We start from the raw sequence: 24714 nt of genomic DNA, 5'->3' as shown, positions 1-24714 counted from the left end.
ATACGGGATTCAGACCAATATTAATCCGTAGATTAAAAAGATCCGGAAGTAACTATCTTAAAGAAAAACAGTAAATTTGAACACAAATAAAAAAAATGGAACTCAAAAAAATACTGGAAACCCAATCTGAAGCGTCGTGGAAAAAATACATTCCCACACTTTCTATTGATTGTGTTATTTTTGGTTTTTACGAAACTTCCTTACAGGTTTTGACTGTCAAAATGAAAGATCAGGAGGCTTGGGCGTTACCAGGAGGTTATGTGCAAAAAGATGAAAATGTAGATGACGCAGCCATTCGGATCCTAAAAGACAGAACGGGTACCGAAAATGTTTATCTGCAGCAATTTTATACTTTTGGAAATCTAAAGCGTTCCGAAAGTGCTTTTGAAGCTTATGATGACAGTATTTGGAACAAACAGCGTTTCGTTTCGATTGGATATTATGCGCTGGCAGATTTTTCGAAAGTAAATTTAATTATTGACGAATATTCTACGGCTTGCGAGTGGCATTCTGTCGATCATCTTCCTTCGTTTATGATGGATCATCGCACTATTTTTGACAAAGCATTGTTGACACTTCGCGAGCAATTAAACCATCATCCGATTGGGTACAACTTGCTTCCTGAGAAATTTACAATGCCCGAACTTCAAAAGTTATACGAGATCATTTTGGGTGAAAAATTGAACCGAGGAAATTTTTACCGCAAAATATTACGGTATGATATTCTAACCAAATTAGACGAATCCCGCAAAGGCGGAGCGCATAAAGCTCCTGATTTGTACAGCTTTGATTTAGAAAAATACAATAATGCTCTAAAAGAAGGATTAAAAGGAAGTTGGTAGCTTTAGTAAACCATATAAGTTATTATTATTCAATGAAGTAAATAACTTATATGGTTCAAAAAATTATACCGCAATCGGAGCCGCTAAACAGCTTTCGGGAATATCAAAAGCATTGACCAAAGCAACTGCATCCGGTCGAATGTCCCAACACAATTGATTGACCATTTTACGAATCGCTTTTGTTTTTACGGCTTCCATATAACCATCTTCCAGATACCATGCTTTGTTTTTCTCGATCTGCGCCAATGCATACAATTGATTTAGTTTTGTCAAAATTTCTTTGATTTTTACATCTTCAATGGCTTGTATAGCGAATTGAAATTGTTCTAAAACTACTCTTTCTAAATACGCTTCTGCTACGTCAATCATTTGATGTTGCACCACATTGAAAGCATCATAAGGTTCTAAACCACTGTCTACCAATTTCTTTATACGTCTTGCTGCCGACGCCAAAATTGTTTTTTCTCTATGAATAAATGCCTGAATATGAAACTGATCATCCAGTAAATGCTCCTCATCTGTTCTGCGGGTGGCAATTGGATTTTTCTCTGCAATAGCCGTTTTGGCATTTTCATACACATAATTGATAATGCCTAAAGAACCCATTTCTCCAAACGATTTTCTAAACTCCGACAAACGATTTTTGGCCACCAATTGCATCAAAACAGTATTATCACCTTCGAAAGTAGTATAAATTTCGGTATCATTTTTTAGAGCGTCAATTCTGTTCTCAGACAAATAGCCTTTTCCACCAATTGCTTCGCGGCATTCCTGCAAAATATCTCTCGTGCTCCAGGTTGAATAGGATTTCATACCCGCAGCCAAAGCTTCGATTTCCTGCATTTCTGCTTCGGTTTTGTTTAAAAAACGTTTCGTAAGATATTGCAAAGCAAAATGAACAGCATACGTTTTGGCAAGATACGGAAGCAGTCTGCATTGGTGCATTCTGTAATTTAAAATCGGTACTTCAGAACCGCCTTCTGGTCCAAATTGTCTGCGTTGATCGCTGTAACGAATGGCAATTGTAAGACCTGATTTAGCCGCAGCCAATGCCGAACGCGGGATTCCGATTCTTCCACCAACCAAAGTTCCCAACATCGTAAAAAAGCGTCTGTTATCGCTTGGTATCGGACTTTCAAATTCACCTTTATCATTTACAGAAGCAAATCTGTCGAGCATATTTTCTTTCGGAATTATTACTTTATCAAAAGAAATTGTCCCGTTATCAACCCCATTTAGACCCATTTTATGACCACAATCGCAAATGGTAATTCCACTTAGCGTATTGCCTTCCGCATCACGAAGAGGAACTATAAAAGCATTTACACCATAATCGTGTCCGTCAACAATAAGTTTTGCAAAAACCGTAGCCATTTGGCCATGAACGGCTGCGTTACCAATGTATTCTTTTTGCGCTTTTTCGTGGGGGGTATGAATCGTAAACGTTTGATCGTTATGATTGTAAGTTGCAGTAGTCTCCAAACCTTTTACATTAGAACCATGATGCGTTTCGGTCATGGCAAAACAGCCTGGGAGTTTTAAAGTACCGATATCGTATAAATATTTGGCATAATGTTTCTCTGTCCCGAGAGATTGAACACTCATTCCCCATAGCCCAAATTGCACTCCAAACTTGATAACCAAACTCAAGTCATGGTAACTCAGGGTTTCCATAATGGCAAAATAATCGGCAATGTTTTCTCCTCCTCCGTAGCGCTTCGGATAAGCCATGTTTCCAAGATTTTCTTTGGCTAAAATTTTACACCAATCATAAACGGTTTCTCGATATACAGCAATATCTGTCGACGTTTCATAAGCAAATTCGGGTCTTGAAATAACTGTTTTTACTTTTTTTATAATTTCAGCTTGCTCTCCATCCAAAATTTTGGTTATTTTTTGAATATCAAAATTATTCGTGGTTTGAGAACTCGCTGTAAAAGAGTCGGCTTTACTTTTAAAATTCTCAATTACCTCTTCTCCTAAAATTCCTAAATCATTTTCTAATTTTAAAAAATCGCTTTCTGATACATAAATATCTGAATCCTTTTCTGAGAGCGATCCAGCTAGTTCAAAAATATTTTTTATTGAAGGTTTATTCTGAATCGTTTTTGCAATATCTGCTTTCCATTGTGCGAGTTCATTTCGCGAAGGCGGATTAGAAATATCAATTTTAGAAAAAAGGTATTCTTGATCTTCTGGTGAAATTCCAGTCTTAGAAATGATAAATTCTTTTAAAGTTGTAAACTCTTTTTGGGTCAGAAGATCATCGGACCATAATAAATAAAATAAAGGCGTGAAGGCTTGTAGCTTAGTATTTTTCATAATAAATTTTAAATCGTTTTGGAAAATCAAGATTATAGTACAACTGTTTTTAACAAAAAAAAAACAGAAATGAAAAATAATCATTCCTGTTTAAATATCCTGTTAAGGTTGTGGTAATTTTATTAATTTTTAGAAATCGGAATCCATTTTTGTTTCATTGCAAAAATATGATGCGAATTAAAAACTAAAACTGCTGCAAAAATAATTCCGTAAGCGATCACTTGTATCAGACTAATTGGTTCGTGATAAACAAAGGTAGCCAAAGCAAAAGCTATCATCGGATTAATATTTAATAACATTCCGACAGTAGAGGAATTAAGTCCAGAAAGCGCATATAAATTCAAAAACAACGGAAAAATAGTAAAAAGCACTGCTATGGTTTCAATATAAAAATAAAATTTAAATTCTGTTGGAAAAGGACCGCTGTAAGCTGGGTAAAAAGGCAATAAAAACAGCGCTGCCAGCGAAATATGAAACGTAAGCACGATAAATTTGTCAAAACCTTTGTTCGCGCGTTGACTCACCAAATAACAGGCATATGTAAACCCAATAATAATGCTAAAAAACATATCCATTATATCGGCATACGACAATAGTAAACAGCCGGAAATACTCAGCCCGACAGAAATCCATTGTGTTTTGCTTAATTTTTCATGCAAAATAAAATACGCCAGCAAAGTCGTCAAAATTGGGCAAACGAGGTACGCCAAAGAAGTCGCTTTTACACTCACATGATTCATTACATAAATAAAGGTAAACCAATTGGAAGTGAGAAAAATGCTCCCACCAATGTTTAATAAAATGGTTTTTCTTTTTTGAGATTTTGGCAATGCCTTAAATGTTGCTACCGTTTCTTTTAACCTTTTTCTTTTAAAAACAAAAACGATCAGCAACATCAAAATACTACAGCTAAAAACACGATTGAATAAAATATCCAAAGAAGGATACGCATGAATTGGCTTTAAAACCAAACTAAAAAATCCCCAAATGGTGTAGGCGCTAATTGCCGCTACGTAGTATTTTGTTGTTTTCACGAAATTCTAATTTATTATTTCTACTGAGACAAATTTCTTAAAAATAAAACAGCAATACAGATACAGTTTTTGTAAATTGCACCATAACAGTTTTTTTATGAAAAATTCAAATTATTTGTATTTGCAATTTGCTGACAGAATCGAAAAACAAATAAAATCGGGCGTTTTAAACGTAGGCGACAAATTGCCATCGATACGAGAAGTCTGTGCAGAAACAGGTTACAGCATGAGTACGGTAAGCAAAGCCTATTACGAAATTGAAAGCCGATCGCTAATAGAATCACGACCACAATCTGGCTATTATGTGAGTAATACCTCTGCAAGAATTATTGCTGAGCCTTCGCCAAGTAGTCCTATTTTAAGATCTGCCAATATCGATCGTGAAGATTTAATCGATCAAGTTTACGGCAATATGACCGATGACAACATCACGATGCTTTCGTTGGGTTTTCCGTCTAATGAGCTGCTTCCGATTGCCAAATTAAATAAAGGAATGATTCAGGCAATGCGCCAGCTGCCCAATAGCGGTACCAGTTACGAGCAAGTACAAGGCAACCTTAACCTTAGAAGAGAAATTGCAAGATGGTCTTTTACATGGGGCGGATCTCTGACTGAAGATGATATTGTGACGACACCTGGATGTACTAGCGCAATATCGCACTGCTTAAGAACGTTAACCCAACCTGGAGATACGATTATCACCGAAAGTCCAGCTTATTTCGGAATTTTGCAGTTGGCCAAATCATTGGGATTGTACATTATGGAACTACCCACCAACATGACAACAGGCATAGAATTGGATGCATTAAAAAAAGCACTTTCGACCAAAAAAGTAAGCCTTTGTCTGCTTATGAGTAATTTTAGCAATCCGTCCGGAAGCATGATGCCAGCAGAACATAAAAAAGAAGTCGTAAAACTGATGGAATTTTATAATATTCCGCTCATAGAAGATGATATACACGGGGATTTGTACTTTGGCTCAAGCCGACCAACCAACTGCAAAACCTATGATGAAAGTGGTATTGTGCTTTGTTGCAGTTCGGTATCTAAAACGCTTGCTCCGGGTTATCGTGTGGGCTGGGTATCTCCGGGAAAATTTAAAAAAGAAATATTGCGTAACAAAATTTATCACACGCTCTCCTCTCCCACTATTACGCATGAAGTGGTGGGCGATTTCTTGAAAAATGGCAGATACGAAAATCACCTTAGAAAAATACGTCAAATACTGCATCAAAACTGTAATAATTATATCAACACTGTTTTAGAATCGTTTCCTGCAGGTACAAAAGTGAGTCAACCACAAGGCGGGTTTTTCCTCTGGGTAGAATTAGACAAAAAAATAGACACTGGGGACTTTTATCATTTGGCTATGAAACATAATATCAGCATTGCGCCTGGTCGAATTTTCTCTTTTCAGGATCAATTTTCAAACTGCATGCGATTGAGTTTTGGCCTTCCGTGGACGAATGAATTAAGGCATTCGATACAAACTTTAGGCAAACTGCTCGATTCATAAAAAAAGAAAACCAGACAGCAAAAACAATAAAGCAATGCTGTCTGGCTAACAATTAAGAAACCAAAATTAATTATAAGACATAGTATTCATCTTTATTTACTTTTGCAGGTTGCGACTTTAGATCAAATTCATTTATGATATCAAATTCGCTTTGATATTCGTTAAGCATTTGCATTAAGTTCTTTTCAATTGTATTCGAAATAGCAGTAACCGGCGTATCTGTTGGTCTGTTTTCGAAAGGATCTTGTAAATGAATGGCCATTTTTTCGATTAAGAAAAATGTACCTCCAATAATAGTAATCAACGGAATTGCAAACCAGCTCAACAAACTAATCAGTCCGAAAGGCAATAAGAGTACAAACAAACACAATGTCATTCGGATATACATACTATACGTAGTTGGGAAAATAGTGTTTTTAATGCGTTCGCATTTTCCCATGGCATCACATAATCTTGTCAGTGTATTGTCAATTTCTACTTGCTGATACGTGTTGAATCGCTTCTCTTTTCTGGCAATTCTAAGATCTCTGGCGTGCAGTAATAATATGGCATTCGGAATGTTTTGATGATTTTTTACAAAACGTAATTCTTCTTCGCTTATCAGATTTTTAATAGGCTTTATGGCATCTTTATTTCTCAAAGCCTGACCCAAACTGTAGCACCACGCAATTTGTCTTTTGGTAAAATTTTCCTTGAATTCATTTGCTTCAACAGAAAAATCCGGATCTTTATAGAATGTTAGCATCTGTCTTATCAAAGTTCGGGACTCATTTACAATAGATCCCCAGATGATTCTGGCTTCCCACCATCTGTCATAGGCCTGATTCGACTTAAAAGCCAATAAAAGAGATATAATTGTACCAATCATTGTAGGGATCGCAATCGGAACATCTACAGAAACATTTATAAAATAATGATGAAATATTTCGAACAGTGTCGTGTATGCAAGCAGAAGTCCTAATTCAACTTTAATTTTTCCAAGCACATACTTCATTGGAATTCGCTTTTTTAATAACATATTTTTTGTTTTAAATTAAACTTAGCTTTTAAAATTAAGCTCTTAAACAAACTCCTCATAAAGTGATAAAACAGGTAATCCCAATCGCTCGTTGATACTTTCTTTTTTTGATTTTTGAAATTTTATTTTCTCTCCTTTTCGGGTTTCAACTAATAAATCAATATCATACTTTGAAATAGCTTCGTCTAAATACGGTGCCAAATCTTCGTAATTGTCTTCTAGCTTGGCTGTTTGGCTCACGATTTCAAAAGAAAAATTATCACTCAAAAACTGCTGAATATCTTTTACATGCATATTGGCTTTGCCGTTTTCGATGTAAAGCGCTTTATTAGAATCTTCTTTGAATGGCTCTACCCCTAAATGCAAAATCGGACATTTTTGATTTCCTGCCAATTGTATCAAATACTGATGAATACGCTTGGTTTCTTTTTTATAAGAATGTGGCAAAATCACTAATTTTACCGTAAAAGCTTCAATAATATTTCTAAAAATAGGCAACGAAAGTCCGTACTGATTGTGTATTTTTATTTTGCAATTTGAAGTATGATTAACCATATAGCGACACGTTTCTAAAACTTCTTCCTGACTAGTGGTAAGACCTGTTTTCATTTCGCGTAAAAAATGTGAGGCAGAAAAAGTATCCGGGGTTTCAGAAACGAGCATTAAAATAATCTCGCACGAATTTTGTTTAGATTGATGAATGGCGGCTTTTACAGCGCTAATAGTATCGTCTTTTAAGGTGGTAGGTATAAGGAAATTTTTCATAAGTATAATCGTTTAGTTTACACTTACAAAATAAGTTCTCCCAAATTAGAAGGGACTTAATTTAAAATTAGAAATTCCTAAGATTTAACATTAGAAATTTTAATGTTGGATTTTTTAAAGATAATCGTCACAATTGTACCTTTATTTTCTTCCGATTGCACTTGTAATTCTCCGTCATGCATACGGATAATTTTAGATGCCAAAGGAAGTCCTAAACCATAACCAATATATTTGGTTGCAATTTTTCCTCTAAAGAAAGGCTCGTACAAATGCGGAATATCTTCTGGCGGAATCCCGATACCAATATCGTTAATCGTAATCCTGATCATTTCCTGATTGGCAGAAAGCGTTACAAATACCTCATTATTATCAGAGTATTTGACACCATTAGTGATAATATTATTAATAGCGAGTTCTAACAAAGGCTTGTTACAAGGCAATAGCAATAAATTAGAATCTTTTGGAGCAAAATTAAGTTTGATACTCACTCGGTTATCTGGAAAAATTTTATCCAAATCGGATTTCACCTCCATCAATAACTCATCGATTCTGGCAATATCAAGTACTTGTTTTTTTCCATCATAGCCCGTTTGCGTGAGCTTTAGCAGGCTTTCTGTTAGATTTCCTAATCGTGACGCCTGACTGTAAATATTCTCCAGCGACTCTTTATACTCTGCTACTTCCCTATCTTTCAACAACATGATTTCGGCTTCTGCGATGATCGTTGTAATAGGTGTTTTTAGCTCGTGCGAAGCATTATTTATAAAATTAGCCTGAATCTCAAATGAGGTTTCTAATCTGTCGAGCATATCATTAAAAGTCGCCGTCAGATCCGAAATTTCATCAGAATTTTTTACTTCCGGAAGTCTGTTATGCAAATTAGATGCGCTAATTCTGTTTACCTCCTTGGTTATTCTTGCCACCGGATTAATAACTCGTTTTGCCAAAAACCTTCCCAAAAAGAAAGCTAGAAACACAAATCCGATACCACCAAAAAGCATTATTTTTACAATATAAACGGTCGTTGTTTTTCCTTTTCTATCACGAGCGCCCACAATTACAATATATTTTTGATTGCTTTCGGTAAAAATTTGCCCGAGATAATATTTATTATCTACCTCAAAAAAGTCTTTTCCAGTCTTTAATATATTGGTATAAAACTCGTTAGGCAAATTAAGATTGGTATTGTACTCAAAGCTGTTTTGACTATTAACCCGCAGAACAAACTCCTCTTCTTCTATAAGTTCTTCTAAGCCATTTTTTTTAAGGTTGCGGTAATACTTGATTTTCTCAAGATCTTTCTGAAAATGAATAGACGCTACAATTTTGGCTCTGTCTTCCAAACGTTTTAAAAAATAATATTGATTATTTGCCCTAAACAAAACAAATACAACAATACACAATAGCAACGTGCTAAAGGTCGAAAGTGCAACATACGTAATTGTAATTTTTTTTCTTATATCCATTTTATGGTTTTATAACATAACCCAAACCTTTTATGGTATGAATAAGTTTGGTAGCATAAGGTTTGTCTATTTTTTTTCTCAAATAATTGATATATACATCGACAACATTGGTATTCATATCAAAATTAATATCCCAGACATTATCCAAAATTTGGTCACGAGATACGATAATGTCTTTGTTTTTGGCCAGATAATACAATAATTTAAATTCTTTGGCAGTCAGAACAATCAATTCTCCCTCTCTTTTTACGGTTTTTGCTTTGGCATTGATCTCGAGATCGCTTATAGTGATCGAGTCAATCTTCTCGGTTTCCTGATTCGCTCTTCGATTTAGGGCGTTTACGCGAGCTTCCAACTCTCCAAATTTAAAAGGTTTTACCAAATAATCATCAGCTCCCGCATTCAAACCTGTCACAATATTTTCTGAGGTTCCAAGAGCGGTTAAAAGTAGCACAGGAACAAAATTTTTACTGGCTCGCAATCTTCTGCAAATTTCTATTCCGTTGATATCGGGCAGCATGACATCCAAAATAACGACATCAAAAGTATAATTATACATCATTTCAAGAGCAGTTTTGCCATCAAGCGCAACACTTACCTCGTTATTGTTCTCTGCAAATCCCTTCCGTAAAATAGATAATAAATTGGGCTCGTCTTCTACTATTAGTAATTTCATCTGAGAAAATGTATATCTAACAAAAATAAGAATTGTTGCTAAATAAAAATTACAATCTGGAAATTATATAATTTTATTATGAAAAATGAATTTATTACAACAATTTTATACTTCGTAATTACCTCTAATCGACCATGAAAAATAATTTGAATGTTTCACGTTAAAAGAACCTATTTCTTATCCTAGATTAAGTTGAAATTATTTTTTTTACGATAAATTTGTACTACAAATTAGTGATTATGAAAACATTTGAATTCTTAATACTCGGAAAAAATCAGCCTATTTTAGAGACTTTATTGCGATTGGTAAACAATTACGAAAATTGGAATGCCATTGGTTTTGATGATGAGAAATTAGCTCAGGATTATTTTCTGAAAAACAAAATCGACATTGTCCTTTTGAGTTCTGCTATAGAAGATCAGGTCGAAAAAGAATTTACCACTTTTTGTCTCAAACATCACCCGGAAGTAGAAGTAATTGAACATTTTGGTGGCGGAAGCGGATTGTTAAAATCGGAGATATTGCATCGATTGCATCTAAAAGGAAAAATTTAGACACAAAAAACTGCTTTTGTATTGTTAAAAATACAATTGAAATTCCTCAAAGAATATTTTCATGAAATGTTTGTCGTAGTATTTAAATTTTAAATTTGTGAAACCCAAACCGCTAAACAATGGAAAAAAAGTTTTCTGTGGCAATTTATCCTTCCGAGGCCATAATTCAGACTATTAAGGTCATGAAAGAACTTTTGTCTAAAAAAATTGGCTGGTACAATAGTAAAAATGCCACACCACATATCACGATCTGCGAATTTACACTGACCGAAACCGAAGTGGCAAAAATCAGAACAAAATTGGGCAGAGTTTGTGATAGTTTTAGTCCTTTTCAAGTCGATTTGGATCATTTTGGAACTTACGATAATGGCGCTTTCTTTATTGCTCCTAAAGATGATTCTAAAGAAAAGCTAAAGTTTGTCATGAAAAAAACGCAGGAAACATTACGACTTTCAAATCTCAAAAAAAGTACCGACCCGCATATTTCTATTGGTCGAAAACTAACTCCCGAAAGCATCAAAATAGCATCACATCTTTTTACCACAATCGATATCAATTTTTTATGCGATTCTATCGTTTTGCGAGAATTAGATCCTGCCAAAAAACAATTTTTTGTAACCGATACTTTTACTTTCAATAGCAATCCGCAACCTGAATTTGTACAGGGAAGTTTGTTTTGAATACAACTTTTTTAAAGTAGAAACAAAAAGAGTCTGAAACTTCATAAAAATATATTCTTGAATTTTCATATATTTGAATTTTACAATTCTTTTTATGAAATCATTAGATTCTTTTTATCAGGATATTACCCAAGGCTCGACTGTTACGCCTCATTCTTTATTACCCAATGACATCCAAAAAGAAATTGGTCATTTTAATGTTTTTGACATAAAAGAAATCCTCGAACGCTTGCAGGGAAAATCGATTATGCCTTATGATCGAAGGGCATATTACAAAATAAGTTTGATTAAAGGAAAAAACAGAGCCGAATATGCCGATAAAATTATCGAGATCGATCAATACGCACTTTTGTTTGCTACACCCAAAATTCCTTATAATTACCTGCCTCAGGACATCAATCAATCGGGTCATTTTTGTGTTTTTACAAGTGAATTTCTATCAAAAAACAAAAGCGGAATTGAGCTGGATACGCTCCCAATTTTTGCTTCTGATGGCTATCCTATCTTTCAACTTTCTGAAAAAGAAGTTGTTGAAGTCGAATTGATTTTCAGTAAAATACAAAAAGAAATCAGTTCTGATTATGTCTATAAATATGATTTGATTCGAAATTATGTTGCAGAGCTGATTCATTTTGGGCAAAAATTACAACCTATTACGGCCCTTTATTCCAAGCACAATTCGGCCGCAAGAGTTTCTTCTTTATTTGCAGAATTATTAGAAAGACAATTCCCAATAGAATCACCTCATCAGAGACTGGAACTCAGAACAGCAAAGGATTTTGCCAACAGACTATCCGTTCATGTCAATCACCTCAACAAAGTTTTAAAAGAAAATACCGGAAAAACTACTACCGAATTAATCAGCACCCGATTGATCAGCGAAGCCAAAATTCTCTTAAAACAAACTGACTGGAACATCTCTGAAATTGCTTATTCTTTAGGTTTTGAAGAGTTGGCGCATTTTTCTAATTTCTTCAAAAAGCAAACTTCTTTAACTCCATTAGCTTTTAGAGTTTAGATTGTAGATTGCTAATTTTAGATTTTGAAACTTGAAACACTCGATTTGAATTTCGCAAACATCGATTTGATATTTGCAAATCGGTGACGCTACTTCAATCCTATCTTTGTCCTATCAATTTAAAACAAAAATAAAATGGCAGTAAATACAAAAATTGCTCTAGTTACAGGTGGTAGCAGAGGTTTAGGAAAAAACATGGCAATCGCGATTGCTAAAAAAGGAATCGATATAATTATTACGTACAACAGTAAAAGAGACGAAGCTGAAACAGTTGTAAAAGAAATTGAAAATCTGGGTCAAAAAGCAGTTGCAATTCAGTTGAATGTAACAGATTCAGGTAGTTTTGATACTTTTTTCGAAAGTGTTTCTACCGCTTTAAAAAATGTTTTTAATACTAATAAATTTGACTTTTTAGTAAATAATGCAGGTATCGGAATTCATAATTCATTTGCAGCAACTTCCGAAGCCGAATTTGATCAATTGACCAACATTCATTTTAAAGGGCCTTTTTTCCTGACTCAAAAAGCCTTAAATGTACTAAATGACGGAGGCGGAATTATCAATATTTCAACAGGTTTGGCACGATTTTCATTCCCTGGCTACGCAGCGTATGCGGCTATGAAAGGTGCAATTGAAACCTTGACAAAATACCAGGCAAAAGAATTGGGAGAAAGAAAAATTAAAGTAAATGTGGTGGCTCCGGGCGCTATTGAAACCGATTTTGGTGGAGGACTGGTTCGTGACAACGACCAAGTCAATCAACAGATCGCTTCGCTGACTGCCTTAGGAAGAGTTGGCTTGCCTGATGATATTGGTGGTGTAGTTGCTTTTTTGTGTACCGAAGAAGCACGCTGGGTAAACGCTCAACGCATCGAAGTTTCTGGCGGAATGATGCTGTAAAACTATCTTTTATTAAATTAAATCCAGTAGATTTTAAAAGTCTGCTGGAGTTTTTATTTCTTAAAAATTAAGATTTTTGTAACATTTATAAGCTTTAGACGTCTTAAAATACAACTAAACCAACCATTATGAAACTTAATTTTAAGAATTTCGAAACCTCTCCGCAAGTTTATGCCCGAATCGCCGGATTATTATATTTACTTATTATCGTAGCTGGATTTTTTGCAGAAACCTTTGTTAGAAATAAATTAATTGTTTCTGGAGATGCGACAGCAACTGCAAATAATATTATACATTCTCCATTTTTATGGAAAATTGGCATTACTGCCGATTTGATTATGCAAATTTGTGATTTACCGGTAATGATTCTGCTCTATTTTTTACTCAAACCTGTAAGTAAAAAACTGGCAGTTCTTAATTTGTCTTTTAACCTGATTCAGACTGCTGTTTTGGTAGCGAACAAATTAAACCTTTTTGCTGCTTTATTCTTTTTAGGAGAATCCGATTACCTAAAATCTTTTAGTCAGGATCAATTGCATGCGCTCTCTTATCTTTCTATAAAACTGCATAATTTTGGTTTTGGTGTTGGGCTGATATTTTTCGGATTTGTATGTCTTATAGAAGGTTATTTACTTTTTAAGTCGGGTTACTTCCCAAAAATAATCGGCATTCTGATGTCGATCGCCGGATTGTGTTATTTAACGAACAGCTTTGCCTTAATCCTCGCACCACAACTTTCTAGTATGGTAGTATTATTACCTTGCTTGATCGCAGAATTAACACTTAGCCTCTGGCTGATTTTTAAAGGAGTAAACCTCCCTATCTGGAAAAAAAAGTTAAATATCTCATAATCTGAAAGATAAAAATATCAAAAAAGCCTACAAGAAATAAATCTTAGTAGGCTTCTTTTTTGAAATAATTGAATTAGTAAGCATTATTTCTAACTTTTATTCTTCAATCGGTCTGTCAATTCTCTTTTGTAAGTAATGCCAATTGGTAATTTTTCTTTTTTAATAATAACAAAATCTTTGTCTGTTCCTTCTATTTTATCAATCGCAACAATGTACGATTTATGGATGCGAAGAAAGCTTTTTTCTGGTAAACATTTTTCAAATTCGCTCGTGGTAATAGAAGCCAAATAGGTTCTTTTTATTGTGTGCAATTTTACATAGTTGCCAAAACTTTGCGCAAACAAAAGCTGGCTCAACTCAATGTCGACCAAATGCCCGTCTACCTTTACGATCACCGAGTTGGCCGTGATTTGTTCCTCTTGATTTTTTGTGTTTTCTATCGAAAAAAAACGATCAATTGCTTTTAGAAATCGAGGAAAATAAATAGGTTTCAGCAAATAATCAATCACACCATAATCATAACTTTCTAATGCAAATTCAGAATAAGCGGTGGTTAGAATCGTTTTGGGCTGAATGGGAAGAATTTTGAGCAATTCCATTCCAGAAATTTCAGGCATGTTAATATCCAAAAACATCAGATCTACTTTGTTTTCTCGCAAATAATCCATCGTTTCAATACCATTATACCCCTGAAAAACCAATTCTAGCTGCGGATTTTGCTTGATGTAATTAGACAAAACATAATGTGCTGCCGGCTCATCGTCTACAATAATACATTTTTTTGTTTCCTTCATTCTACCAACTTTTTAAGTTGCAATTTCAAGTCAACGATGTAGGTGGCTTTATGTTCCTGAATATCAAGTTTGTAATTTTTCCCGTAAAGGAGATTCAGACGTTCGGTTGTGTTTTTAATACCAATCTTAGTCGAAACTACAGCTGTTTTTTTCTGTGGAATCGAATTGACAACATGCAGATGCAATACACCATTTTCTACTATTATAAAAATACGAACATAGCATTTTTCGATAGCGCAAGTACCATGTTTGAAGGCATTTTCGATAAAAGCAATCAAGAGCATTGGCGAAATTTTATAGGCATTTTCATTGTCAATTTTACAATCGTACTCAATAACGCAACGGTATCCTACACGCTCTTTTTCGAGCTGAATGTAGCTGTTGATAAACTCCAGTTCGTCCTCCAGCGAGACATATTGTTTGTTGTTGCTCTCTAATTGATAACGCATCAATTGCGACACTTTCATGATCAGATCAGAGGTTCTTTCCGGAAATTCAAGGCTAATTCCATACAGGGTATTAAAAGTATTGAATAAAAAATGTGGATTCAACTGCCCTTTTAACGAATTAAGCTGCATCTGATTAAAAAGCAACGTTTCGTCTGTTTGTTTTTTATGGATATGATAAAACTTAAAAACAATAATCGGACTCAAAATACACACTAAAGTCCCCAAAACGCTAGCCAGTTGATAAACATAACTTCGCTGATGTGAATTTTGATACAAATGACAATTAGCAAACATTTCTAAGGTCGTTATTTCGTATAAAAAGACAGAAAAAAGTAACACCCCAAAAAGTGTTAAAAATAAATAGGTAACAGGTTTTTGCTCTTTAAATAATATAGGAAGTAAAAAAAAACGATTGAACTGAGCGTGCATGTAAAGAATAAAGTAGAAAAAAATACCCATCAGAATAGACGTAAAAGAGCTAAAAAGCATCCAATCATTCTTTAAGGTATAAATCGTAAACGAAAAGAGAACAACGGCAACTTCCTGCCACCATTTGTTGTCTAACATGTTATCAAATTTCTTATTCATTTTTTAAAACTTAAATAGTCTACAAATTAACCACATTTTTTTAATTTTTATTCCCAATAAATGACCAATTCAATTCGTCATTTATTAGTGTATTACATCATTTAAGAAGGCACATATCGCTGCAAGTGAAATAATTTTGTCTCACAATTTCACAATTTGAGTTTTATGTATTTCAAAAAAATTACTTTATTATTTTTCTTGATTTTCGCTGCCAACGGTTTTTCACAAACCTTGTCTTTAAAAGAGGCAATCAAAACTGGTTTAGAAAATTACGGTGCTATAAAAGCAAAAAGCAACTATACCAATGCATCTCGGGAAACGCTAAAACAATCGAAACGCGATTATTTGCCCAATCTTAATTTGTCTGCGCAACAAGATTATGGAACAGTAAACGGGCAAAATGGTCCCTTGTATGGTTTTGGAGGTCTTGGAGTCGCTTCGTCTGGGCTTCCGCTTCCTGAACAAAACTGGAACTCGGCTTTTGGAGCGCTCTATTTGGTCAACATGAACTGGGATTTTTTTACTTTCGGAAAAACACAGGAAAAAATCAATTTGGCAAAAATAGAAGTAAACAGCAAAGAAAAAGATCTGCAACAGGAAGAATTTCAACAAAAAATAAAAATTACTGCCGCTTATCTAAATTTATTGGCCAGCCAAAGATTGTTGATTTCACAACAAAAAAATTTAAGCCGAGCCGAGGTTTTTAAGAGAACCGCCGCGGCAAGAGTAAAAAACGGATTATTGGCCGGAGTTGATTCTACATTGGCTACCGCCGAAGTTTCTAAAGCTAAAATTGCGCTGAATCTGGCAAAAAATTTCGTTAAGGAACAAAACAATAAATTGGTCGATTTGATGGGGATTGCTCCTCAGGATTTTGCGACAGACACCCTTTTTGTCAATCAGATTCCGAGAGAACTATTGGCGGGAGTTGCTACAGACAGCCTGCATCCATTGCTTCAGTTTTACAAAACAAAAATGGAGTACAGCAACCAGCAAGTCAAATTGTTCAAACGTTTTTATTATCCAACCATGACGGCTTTTGGTGTTTTGCAAACCAGAGCTTCTGGATTTGATTCATCGTATGCCACAGACCAAACTGCTTTTACGAGAAACTACTGGGACGGCATAAATCCTGACCGAACCAACTATTTGGTAGGGGTTGGAATCACCTGGAATCTTACCACTCCTTTTAGATCCAGCAAGCAAGTAAGCGCCCAAAAATTGGTTTCGCAAGCCTTGCAGGAAGAATACAATCAGGCAGACAGAGAATTAAAATCGCAGTTGAATTTTGCCGATGATAAAATAAAAGTCAGTTTAGAAAATTTTGCAGAAGCACCAATTCAAGTCAATGCTGCACGACAAGCCTATCTGCAAAAATCGACTTTGTACAAAAACGGATTGACCACTTTAACCGATTTAACACAAATAATGTACACACTCAACCGTGCCGAAATCGACCGAGACATTGTAAACAATAATGTGTGGCAATCATTTTTATTGAAAGTAGCAGCCACTGGCAATTTTGACTTATTTATAAATGAATTTTAATTAAAAAACCAATGAATTTAATACGTTTTGCACTCCGCAAACCCATCTCGATATTGGTACTGGTAGCGGGTTTATTTTTCTTCGGAATTGGCGCCATCAAAGACATCAAAGTCGATATTTTGCCTAAGATGAATCTGCCGGTGATTTATATTGCGCATCCTTTTGGTGGGTATACTCCAGACCAGATGGAAGCTTATTTTGCTAAAAACTACGTCAACATTCTTCCTTTTGCCAATGGTGTAAAATCGGTCGAAACCAAGAATATTCAGGGGTTGATGATCATGAAACTGACCTATTACGAAAACACCAATATGGCACAAGCGGCAGCTGAGCTGAGTGCTTTATCAAACAGAATTCAGGCGGCATTTCCTCCCGGGACACAACCTCCGTTTATCATTCGTTTTGATGCTTCCTCTTTACCTATCGGCCAATTGGTTTTGAGCAGTAAAATCAGGTCTAATAATGAGTTGCAGGATTTGGCAAATGTTTACGTTCGTGCTTCCTTTACCTCTATTCCGGGTTTATTGTCGCCGGCTCCCTTTGGCGGAAGCCCAAGAACTATTGAGGTAAACGTTGATCCCGATTTGTTGCGCTCACACAACATGACGCCCGATCAAATCGTAGAAGCCATCAAACTCAACAACCAAACCGCTCCTTCCGGAAACGTGAGAATTGGCGATAAAAACTACCTTACTCCTACCAATAATACGATCAAAGAAGTCAAAGATTTCGAGAAAATTCCGTTGTTCAAAGGTGGCGTTCAAAACCTAACGCTGGGCGATGTAGCAAGTGTAAAAGACGGTGCCGATATTACTGCGGGTTATGCTTTGGTAAACGGAAAACGCTCGGTATATATCAGTATTGCCAAAGCGGGAGACGCCTCGACTTGGGATGTGGTACAAAAATTAAAGGCCGAATTGCCTAAGATTCAGAGTACGCTTCCTGAAGACGTGCAATTATCATACGAATTTGACCAATCGGTGTATGTGATCAATTCGGTAAAAAGTTTGGTTACCGAGGGAATTATCGGTGCTGTACTGACAGGATTAATGGTTCTCTTGTTTTTAGGAGACCGGCGCGCGGCTCTGATCGTGATTCTTACGATTCCGATCTCGATAATTTCGGGCGTTTTATTTTTGAAATTATTCGGGCAAACCATCAACTTAATGTCGTTGAGCGGACTGGCTTTGGCAATCGGAATTTTGGTGGATGAAAGTACCGTTACCATCGAAAACATTCACCAGCATCTCGACATGGGCAAACCCAAAGCACTCGCTATCTGGGATGCCTGTCAGGAAATTGCGTTGCCAAAATTATTGATTTTGCTTTGTATTTTGGCGGTTTTTGCACCCGCCTTTACAATGGTTGGTATTCCCGGAGCGTTGTTTTTGCCATTAGCATTAGCGATCGGATTCTCGATGGTGATTTCGTTTTTACTCTCGCAGACTTTTGTTCCTGTAATGGCAAACTGGCTGATGAAAGCGCATCCAAAACACGAGCATGCATCCAATATTACAGATGACGAAGCCGAGTTTAATGCGTGTGGACTTACCCCAGAATCTGAGAAACAATTGATCACTCAGAAAAAAGATTATGTTGAAAGAACGGATGCTGATGGCAACGGAAAAATAGGTGCTTTTGAGAGGTTCCGAATGCGATTTATGAAAACCCTAGATCGTCTCTTTCCTTACAAAAAAATAGCAGGACTCACCTATCTTATCGGTATCACGGTTCTTGCCGTTGTCTTTATTTCTTTTATCGGAAAAGATGTTTTTCCTAAAGTGAATTCAAGTCAGTTTCAGCTTAGAATGCGTGCTCCGGACGGAACCCGTTTAGAACGCACCGAAGAAAAAGCGATTATGGTGCTCAAAGAATTAGACAAAATGGTGGGCAAAGAACACATCGGCATTACGTCTGTTTATGTGGGACAACACCCGTCTTTGTTCTCAATCAACCCCATTTATTTGTTTATGGCGGGTTCGCACGAAGCTGTTTTTCAGGTAAGTTTAAAAGAATATCATGTGGATATGGATGATTTTAAAGACGAGTTCAGAGCCCGTTTGAAAAAAATTCTTCCCGATGTCAAGATTTCTTTTGAGCCAATCGAGCTAACCGATAAAGTTCTGAGTCAGGGTTCTCCCACTCCTATCGAGGTGAGAATTGCAGGAAAAGACAAAAAAAGAAATGAGTTGTACGCCAATCAGATTGTCGAAAAACTGCAAAAAATAGCTTATTTCAGAGACGTACAAATCGGTCAGCCGATACATTATCCGGCGATGAACATTGATATCGACCGTACACGTGCCGCCGAATTAGGTGTTGATATGAATGATATTTCACGTTCGTTAATCGCCTCAACCTCATCGTCACGTTATACCGAGAAAAACACCTGGATTGATGAAAAAGCGGGACTCTCTTATAATGTTCAGGTTCAGGTGCCTTTAAATAAAATGAAAAGCAAAACAGATATTGGAGAAATTCCGGTACTAAAAAATTCGTTACGTCCTGTTTTAAGCGATGTAGCCAAAATAACTCCCGCTGTTGTAAGCGGCGAAAATGACAATTTAGGGGCTATGCCATACATTACCGTTACAGCCAACATCAGCCAGACCGATTTAGGTACGGCAGTAAAAGATGTTGATGCAACCATCCATTCGCTGGGAGAATTACCACGTGGTTTATTCATCACGCCTATTGGTTTGAGTAAAGTATTGAGCGAAACATTAAGCAGTTTACAAGTCGGATTATTGGTTGCCATCTTTGTAATCTTCTTAATGTTAGCCGCTAATTTTCAGTCGTTCAAAATTTCTTTGGTGATCTTGACGACAGTTCCTGCGGTAGTTTTAGGAGCGTTATTAATGTTGACACTTACAGGTTCTACCCTAAATCTACAATCGTACATGGGGATCATCATGTCGGTGGGAGTTTCTATCGCCAATGCCGTTTTGTTGGTCACGAATGCCGAACAACTCCGAAAAATAAATGGTAACGCCTTAGAATCGGCGCGTGAAGCAGCAGCCTTGCGTTTGCGTCCTATTATCATGACATCGGTAGCCATGATTGCTGGAATGTTGCCAATGGCTATTGGTCATGGCGAAGGTGGCGATCAGGTTTCGCCGTTAGGCAGAGCCGTAATTGGCGGGTTATTATTCTCCACTTTTGCCGTGTTGCTTATCTTGCCGCTTATCTTTGCATGGGCACAAGAACATACCTCTACGCAATCTGTTTCGCTGGATCCCGAAGACGAAGAAAGCATTCATTATATCTCATCAATAAGTAAGTCGAAAGTTTGAAAGTCATAAAGTTTGAAAGTCATAAAGTTGAAAGTCCAATCGATGAAAAACTTCGATACACTTTTATCCCATCCGCTTTTATTAAACAAGACATTAATCATATAAAATCATAAAATGAACACTAAAATACTACAATCGACAGCGCTATTTTTTATAGCCGTATTTTTCCTGAACAGTTGTAATTCTAAAAAAGAAGAAACGGTTACGGCAGAAATTGAACCCAAAACAGAAACCTTTCTGTTGCAAAAAGAAAAACTAGCTACAGAACTCCGCCTACCAGCCGAATTAACAGGTTTTCAGCAAGTAGATTTGTATGCAAAAGTGAGCAGTTTTGTAAAATTGCTAAAAGTAGACATTGGTACAAAAGTAAAAAAAGGACAACTTTTAATCGTTTTAGAAGCACCCGAAATCAGTTCGCAATTGGCTGCCGCCGAATCAAGGCTGCGATCGATGGAAGCCATTTATACTACGAGCAAAAGTACCTACAACCGTTTGTACGAAACCAGCAAAGTAGAAGGAACGATTTCTAAAAACGACCTGGAAATGGCAAGCGGAAAGAAAAACTCTGATTATGCCCAATACCAAGCCGCTGTTGCCGCACACAAAGAAGTAGCGATTATGAGAGGTTATCTCGAAATTCGTGCACCTTTTGACGGAATCGTTTCGGCCAGAAACGTCAACTTAGGGACTTACGTTGGTCCTGCAGGAAAAGGCTCAGATTTGCCTTTGCTTACCCTTCAGCAGCAAAGCAAATTGCGTTTGGCAGTATCGGTTCCGGAGTTGTACACGGGTTATTTGCACAATGGCGACGAAATGAGTTTTAGCGTAAAATCGTTACCCGAAACCTTCAAAGCCAAGATTCAGAGAATGTCGGGTGCCTTAGACCTAAAATTGCGCTCAGAGCGTGTAGAAATGGATGTGCAAAACACCCGAGGCGATTTGTTACCCGGAATGGTAGCCGAAGTTGTATTGCCACTTAACGCGAAAGACAGCACGTTTGTAGTGCCAAAATCGGCCTTTGTCAATTCGGCAGAAGGAACTTTTGTCATCAAAGTCCTCAACCACAAAGCCACAAGAGTCGATGTAAAAAAAGGCAGAGAAATAGACGATAAAATAGAAATCTTTGGCGACCTCAACGCCAACGACAAACTCGTAAAAATAGCCAGCGAAGAAATTAAGGAAGGTGATGTTGTAAACGAATAAATACCCTGTACCTATAGAATTGATTTGTTTAAGAAGTGCTGTAAGACTTAGGTTTTGCAGCATTTTTTTTTCAGGAGCTGGTTCCTGCTATTCGCTTTATCTTTTTAGGCAGTTCGTTTCAGGTAGCGAGGCTATTTAGTGTGCCTAAAAAGGATACCGCTCCTATCAGGGCTATGGCATTTAGTAGTCAAATCAAAATATCCCGAAGCAACACCATCCAGACTACTATAAATGCAATTCAGACAAGCGTAACGACAAACTAAGTAGCTATACCTAACCCCTTTCTTAAAAAGCCTTTTGAAATTTTAGTTTCGAAAGGCTTTATTTGTAAAGTAAATGCTCAAAAAACAGCTCGTTTGGGGTTCCAAGCTCCATCGATGACGTCCTGAGGCCCAAATTTGACGTGTCGAGCCTCATCTTTGGGGTTCCGAACGTCAAAAATTGGGTTCCCGACGTCAAATTTGACGTCCTTGGGGGTCAAATTTGACGTTCCGAACGTCAAATTTGGGTTTCCGAACCCCAACCGAGCACCTCAGAACCCCAACCGAGGGGTTCGGAACCTCAAAGTTTAGGTTTTAGACCCAAACGTTTAGGTTCCATCATGAAGTTTTTAGGTTCCGAGAGCAAAGTTTTAGGTTCCCGACCTAAACGTTTAGGTAAACAACCCAAACACTTCATGATAGCACCTAAAAACTATATGAAAAGACCTAAAAACTTCGTAACAACACCCAAAAACTTCATCACAAAACCGAAACACACCCTCAAAACAGGTATAAATACCTGCTCCTCACTATTTATTTATTGGTATACTTGTCTCCAAATAAATAATCAACCATTACGGTTTTCCTCAGAGATGATAATGCCGGATTTGTTATATTTGTTTTAGAATGAATGAAGTATTTGTGATGCTTTGTTGTGAAAACAGAAACACAGTATAAAACCAGACCGAACCTCTTATATACACCTAAATTAGGGTAGATTGGAGCCATTTTATGGCTGGTATAAACAAGTTATGCACAATATTCAGAAAGTTCAGTAAATAAAAGACTTCTATGAAAAATATATCTATCATTTTTTTATTCCTGTTTTTGAGTTGTTCGAAGAAAGAGAACTTAAATAATGACTGGAGAGAAATTAACAATAAAGATTCAATTCCGAAACAACTTAACGATGTATTACTTTCTATAAATGGGAATCTGAAAATTGCAAATCCGAATGAAGATTACGAAGCGACAGACAATATAGAAAATGAAAATTCACCAATTAGACAGTTAAAATTATTAGCTGTGAAAAATAACGAATGGAGATTGTCTTACATACAAGGAGGAATCGGAACTTCTTATTTTTTAATTCAATGCACAATCAAAAATGATTCTCTTTATAATTTGAAAATTGCAAATTCATTATTAGATTTAGATAATAATGATAGTATTTCAAAGTTTATAAAACAAGGTAAAATAAAATAAAAAAGATTGGAAAATCTGAACGATAAAATACTGTGCATAACACTTGTTACAAGAGATTTGGGCATTTGGCTTAATTTGAAAATGGTCTTGTATTTGGGAAGTTTAGGCAAATCCGAAAGATTACGCATTTTTAATCCCAAACCTCTTGTAGCAAGGGAACGTTAGTGGTAACTTTTCGTGATGACAAATAAAACGAGCATAAATAATAATGGATTCAATATTATCTATAAATCAAAATGGGTACAAGGTTTTTGAATTAGTAAAATCAAGACCTATAATCAAAACCACAAGAAGTTTAGAAGAGGAACGCAGAGATAATGAAGCAGGTATACCCACGCTTCAAATTGCTGACGATTCCATTTCTCAATTCTCAAACCTTGATATTTTCAATAATAATGTCAACATTGGAGCTCGATTACCGAATGAAGAAATCATAATTAATGAATCGGATTACAACCAATTTAAGTTTTTGGTTGAACAATTTTTATCTATTGACTTTATTAATCGTGTTGCAGATTATAAATTCATTGTAAAAGTTACATTTGATTGGATGATTGGGATTTATGTCTCTAAGATAGCAACTGTCGAACTGTATGATTTTGTTGTTACTAAAATAGAGGAAAAAGCTAAACAACGCCATTATGATTTCATAATTAAAGCTCTAGAAATACAAACTCCTTTTCAAGTCGGTAATTGTCATTTTCATCAATTGTCCCAAAACGATAGTTTAAAAGTCTTTGAGACAACAAGTGCAGAAGCTAATAAAAATGGTAGAGATATGAAGTTAGAGGATTGGAATAAGATCTTTAATTCATTTGTAAACACACCCCTTGCTACAGTTACTGTTTTTGGAGTAGAAAGTAAATGTGTTGAACTTGCTAAAAAAGAGATTAGATTATCCGTAAACTCTCTAAAATGTTTTCTTTTTCCGCAGATGCTGAGGATTGGCGTTGACACATTTAATGTAGATTTTGATTATAGAGTTGTCGACAAAGTAGAATATTTAAGTCATATTGGAAACTTTCAAAATATTGGATTTAATGTAGAATTTCCAACAAATACACAACCTATTTCCATTGGTCAAGCTGAACTTAACAAAATAATGAAAGATGGATTATTCCTCTTTCATCAGTTCATAATATCAAAACGAAACGTAGAAATATATTACGACATTGAGAATGCAATTATTCAATTTGGCTCACTAAACAGCTTTTCAAATCTTTATGAACGAATAATAAACTTGATTTCGTTCTTTGAAACATTAATAATTCCAAAAAACAATTATAAAGCTAAAGGAGAAACGATATTAAAAAAAAATGTAATCCCAAAATTACACATAGGAGATCAAGAAGTAATGCGTACAAACATCAGACGACTTTATGATATCAGGGATAAATATGTACACAATCGTATCGAGTTGGCAATTGATGTGGAAAGTTATTATAGCGTCACATTGTGCGGACTATTTTTTTTAATACATTGTGTTAATACAATTAGTACGATGAATACAATTGACGATTTGCACTGTCATTTCGATATTGTGAAGGATAAGAAACAAGAATAGCATTTAATATTGAAATTTGCGTGAGAAAAAAAGCTACCACTAATAGCTAGAGTTTCGTTGGGCTTGAAAAGCCAACAATGAAACTCCTGTTGAACGGAACCGCTCTACATCCATCCCTTATGGGTTTTTCGATAAATGAATTCTAAGAATTTCAAGAGGCTATAGTG

The 24714-nt window shown here is 35.8% G+C and carries 20 protein-coding genes; 12 read left to right on the top strand and 8 right to left on the bottom strand.

Annotated elements, in window-relative coordinates:
• The first annotated feature begins 95 nt into the window (after positions 1 to 95).
• Positions 96 to 842, top strand: a complete 747-nt coding sequence (locus tag J3495_RS02690) for an NUDIX hydrolase (protein ID WP_210665029.1) — start codon at positions 96 to 98, stop codon at positions 840 to 842.
• A gap of 63 nt (positions 843 to 905) precedes the next feature.
• Here J3495_RS02690 and J3495_RS02685 read toward each other — a convergent pair whose 3' ends face one another.
• Entirely contained in the window at positions 906 to 3164 is a 2259-nt protein-coding gene (locus J3495_RS02685) for an acyl-CoA dehydrogenase family protein (protein ID WP_210665028.1), read from the bottom strand.
• 122 nt (positions 3165 to 3286) lie between these two features.
• Positions 3287 to 4198, bottom strand: coding sequence for an EamA family transporter (locus tag J3495_RS02680; RefSeq protein WP_210665027.1), 912 nt, complete (start codon positions 4196 to 4198; stop codon positions 3287 to 3289).
• A 97-nt stretch (positions 4199 to 4295) separates the two neighbouring features.
• Between J3495_RS02680 and J3495_RS02675 the strand changes: the two genes are divergently transcribed.
• On the top strand, positions 4296 to 5714 hold the full coding sequence (locus tag J3495_RS02675; protein WP_210665026.1) for an aminotransferase-like domain-containing protein: 1419 nt from the start codon (positions 4296 to 4298) through the stop codon (positions 5712 to 5714).
• Positions 5715 to 5784: 70 nt separating this feature from the next.
• On the opposite strand, the gene J3495_RS02670 is transcribed toward J3495_RS02675, so the two are convergent.
• From J3495_RS02670 to J3495_RS02655, 4 genes are all read right to left on the bottom strand, one after another.
• On the bottom strand, positions 5785 to 6732 hold the full coding sequence (locus tag J3495_RS02670) for a bestrophin family protein (RefSeq protein ID WP_210665025.1): 948 nt from the start codon (positions 6730 to 6732) through the stop codon (positions 5785 to 5787).
• 42 nt (positions 6733 to 6774) lie between these two features.
• A complete protein-coding gene (locus tag J3495_RS02665) occupies positions 6775 to 7497 on the bottom strand; it encodes a hypothetical protein (RefSeq protein WP_210665024.1) in 723 nt (240 codons plus the stop codon).
• A gap of 77 nt (positions 7498 to 7574) precedes the next feature.
• Positions 7575 to 8963: a HAMP domain-containing sensor histidine kinase gene (locus J3495_RS02660; protein WP_210665023.1), complete on the bottom strand. Its 1389-nt coding sequence runs from the start codon at positions 8961 to 8963 to the stop codon at positions 7575 to 7577.
• A gap of 1 nt (position 8964) precedes the next feature.
• Positions 8965 to 9639, bottom strand: a complete 675-nt coding sequence (locus J3495_RS02655) for a response regulator transcription factor (RefSeq protein WP_210665022.1) — start codon at positions 9637 to 9639, stop codon at positions 8965 to 8967.
• Positions 9640 to 9878: 239 nt separating this feature from the next.
• On the opposite strand from J3495_RS02655, the gene J3495_RS02650 reads away from it, so the two are divergent.
• From J3495_RS02650 to J3495_RS02630, 5 genes are all read left to right on the top strand, one after another.
• Positions 9879 to 10193, top strand: a complete 315-nt coding sequence (locus J3495_RS02650) for a hypothetical protein (RefSeq protein ID WP_210665021.1) — start codon at positions 9879 to 9881, stop codon at positions 10191 to 10193.
• A gap of 119 nt (positions 10194 to 10312) precedes the next feature.
• The gene (locus J3495_RS02645; protein ID WP_210665020.1) at positions 10313 to 10873 is read left to right on the top strand and encodes a 2'-5' RNA ligase family protein; all 561 of its coding nucleotides are present in this window, start codon (positions 10313 to 10315) and stop codon (positions 10871 to 10873) included.
• A gap of 94 nt (positions 10874 to 10967) precedes the next feature.
• The gene (locus J3495_RS02640; protein ID WP_210665019.1) at positions 10968 to 11891 is read left to right on the top strand and encodes a helix-turn-helix domain-containing protein; all 924 of its coding nucleotides are present in this window, start codon (positions 10968 to 10970) and stop codon (positions 11889 to 11891) included.
• Between the two features lie 135 nt (positions 11892 to 12026).
• A complete protein-coding gene (locus tag J3495_RS02635; protein WP_210665018.1) occupies positions 12027 to 12791 on the top strand; it encodes an SDR family NAD(P)-dependent oxidoreductase in 765 nt (254 codons plus the stop codon).
• A 128-nt stretch (positions 12792 to 12919) separates the two neighbouring features.
• Entirely contained in the window at positions 12920 to 13642 is a 723-nt protein-coding gene (locus tag J3495_RS02630) for a DUF4386 domain-containing protein (protein WP_210665017.1), read from the top strand.
• Between the two features lie 89 nt (positions 13643 to 13731).
• Here J3495_RS02630 and J3495_RS02625 read toward each other — a convergent pair whose 3' ends face one another.
• A complete protein-coding gene (locus J3495_RS02625; protein ID WP_210665016.1) occupies positions 13732 to 14436 on the bottom strand; it encodes a LytR/AlgR family response regulator transcription factor in 705 nt (234 codons plus the stop codon).
• Positions 14433 to 15473 (bottom strand): sensor histidine kinase, encoded by a 1041-nt coding sequence (locus tag J3495_RS02620; RefSeq protein ID WP_210665015.1) that lies wholly within the window; start codon positions 15471 to 15473, stop codon positions 14433 to 14435. Before J3495_RS02620 ends, J3495_RS02625 begins: the two co-directional genes overlap by 4 nt.
• A 165-nt stretch (positions 15474 to 15638) precedes the next feature.
• Between J3495_RS02620 and J3495_RS02615 the strand changes: the two genes are divergently transcribed.
• From J3495_RS02615 to J3495_RS02595, 5 genes are all read left to right on the top strand, one after another.
• A complete protein-coding gene (locus tag J3495_RS02615) occupies positions 15639 to 17021 on the top strand; it encodes a TolC family protein (RefSeq protein ID WP_210665014.1) in 1383 nt (460 codons plus the stop codon).
• Between the two features lie 11 nt (positions 17022 to 17032).
• Positions 17033 to 20314, top strand: a complete 3282-nt coding sequence (locus tag J3495_RS02610) for an efflux RND transporter permease subunit (protein WP_210665013.1) — start codon at positions 17033 to 17035, stop codon at positions 20312 to 20314.
• A gap of 114 nt (positions 20315 to 20428) precedes the next feature.
• Positions 20429 to 21517, top strand: a complete 1089-nt coding sequence (locus J3495_RS02605; protein WP_210665012.1) for an efflux RND transporter periplasmic adaptor subunit — start codon at positions 20429 to 20431, stop codon at positions 21515 to 21517.
• A 1052-nt stretch (positions 21518 to 22569) separates the two neighbouring features.
• On the top strand, positions 22570 to 22983 hold the full coding sequence (locus J3495_RS02600) for a hypothetical protein (RefSeq protein WP_210665011.1): 414 nt from the start codon (positions 22570 to 22572) through the stop codon (positions 22981 to 22983).
• Between the two features lie 208 nt (positions 22984 to 23191).
• Positions 23192 to 24547, top strand: coding sequence for a hypothetical protein (locus J3495_RS02595; protein WP_210665010.1), 1356 nt, complete (start codon positions 23192 to 23194; stop codon positions 24545 to 24547).
• Positions 24548 to 24714: the final 167 nt, after the last annotated feature.

The organism is Flavobacterium geliluteum (assembly GCF_017948595.1).
GTDB lineage: Bacteria > Bacteroidota > Bacteroidia > Flavobacteriales > Flavobacteriaceae > Flavobacterium > Flavobacterium flavipigmentatum.
The sequence above is the reverse complement of the archived record's forward strand: the minus strand, read 5'-3'. Positions and strand labels throughout refer to the sequence as shown.

What these genes read in the sequence shown, in the direction of transcription:
- J3495_RS02690 (WP_210665029.1), top strand. Translation starts at nt 96, where the DNA reads ATGGAACTCAAAAAAATACTGGAAACCCAATCTGAAGCGTCGTGGAAA.
- J3495_RS02685 (WP_210665028.1), bottom strand. Translation starts at nt 3,164, where the DNA reads ATGAAAAATACTAAGCTACAAGCCTTCACGCCTTTATTTTATTTATTA.
- J3495_RS02675 (WP_210665026.1), top strand. Translation starts at nt 4,296, where the DNA reads ATGAAAAATTCAAATTATTTGTATTTGCAATTTGCTGACAGAATCGAA.
- J3495_RS02670 (WP_210665025.1), bottom strand. Translation starts at nt 6,732, where the DNA reads ATGTTATTAAAAAAGCGAATTCCAATGAAGTATGTGCTTGGAAAAATT.
- J3495_RS02665 (WP_210665024.1), bottom strand. Translation starts at nt 7,497, where the DNA reads ATGAAAAATTTCCTTATACCTACCACCTTAAAAGACGATACTATTAGC.
- J3495_RS02660 (WP_210665023.1), bottom strand. Translation starts at nt 8,963, where the DNA reads ATGGATATAAGAAAAAAAATTACAATTACGTATGTTGCACTTTCGACC.
- J3495_RS02655 (WP_210665022.1), bottom strand. Translation starts at nt 9,639, where the DNA reads ATGAAATTACTAATAGTAGAAGACGAGCCCAATTTATTATCTATTTTA.
- J3495_RS02650 (WP_210665021.1), top strand. Translation starts at nt 9,879, where the DNA reads ATGAAAACATTTGAATTCTTAATACTCGGAAAAAATCAGCCTATTTTA.
- J3495_RS02645 (WP_210665020.1), top strand. Translation starts at nt 10,313, where the DNA reads ATGGAAAAAAAGTTTTCTGTGGCAATTTATCCTTCCGAGGCCATAATT.
- J3495_RS02640 (WP_210665019.1), top strand. Translation starts at nt 10,968, where the DNA reads ATGAAATCATTAGATTCTTTTTATCAGGATATTACCCAAGGCTCGACT.
- J3495_RS02635 (WP_210665018.1), top strand. Translation starts at nt 12,027, where the DNA reads ATGGCAGTAAATACAAAAATTGCTCTAGTTACAGGTGGTAGCAGAGGT.
- J3495_RS02630 (WP_210665017.1), top strand. Translation starts at nt 12,920, where the DNA reads ATGAAACTTAATTTTAAGAATTTCGAAACCTCTCCGCAAGTTTATGCC.
- J3495_RS02625 (WP_210665016.1), bottom strand. Translation starts at nt 14,436, where the DNA reads ATGAAGGAAACAAAAAAATGTATTATTGTAGACGATGAGCCGGCAGCA.
- J3495_RS02620 (WP_210665015.1), bottom strand. Translation starts at nt 15,473, where the DNA reads ATGAATAAGAAATTTGATAACATGTTAGACAACAAATGGTGGCAGGAA.
- J3495_RS02615 (WP_210665014.1), top strand. Translation starts at nt 15,639, where the DNA reads ATGTATTTCAAAAAAATTACTTTATTATTTTTCTTGATTTTCGCTGCC.
- J3495_RS02610 (WP_210665013.1), top strand. Translation starts at nt 17,033, where the DNA reads ATGAATTTAATACGTTTTGCACTCCGCAAACCCATCTCGATATTGGTA.
- J3495_RS02605 (WP_210665012.1), top strand. Translation starts at nt 20,429, where the DNA reads ATGAACACTAAAATACTACAATCGACAGCGCTATTTTTTATAGCCGTA.
- J3495_RS02600 (WP_210665011.1), top strand. Translation starts at nt 22,570, where the DNA reads ATGAAAAATATATCTATCATTTTTTTATTCCTGTTTTTGAGTTGTTCG.
- J3495_RS02595 (WP_210665010.1), top strand. Translation starts at nt 23,192, where the DNA reads ATGGATTCAATATTATCTATAAATCAAAATGGGTACAAGGTTTTTGAA.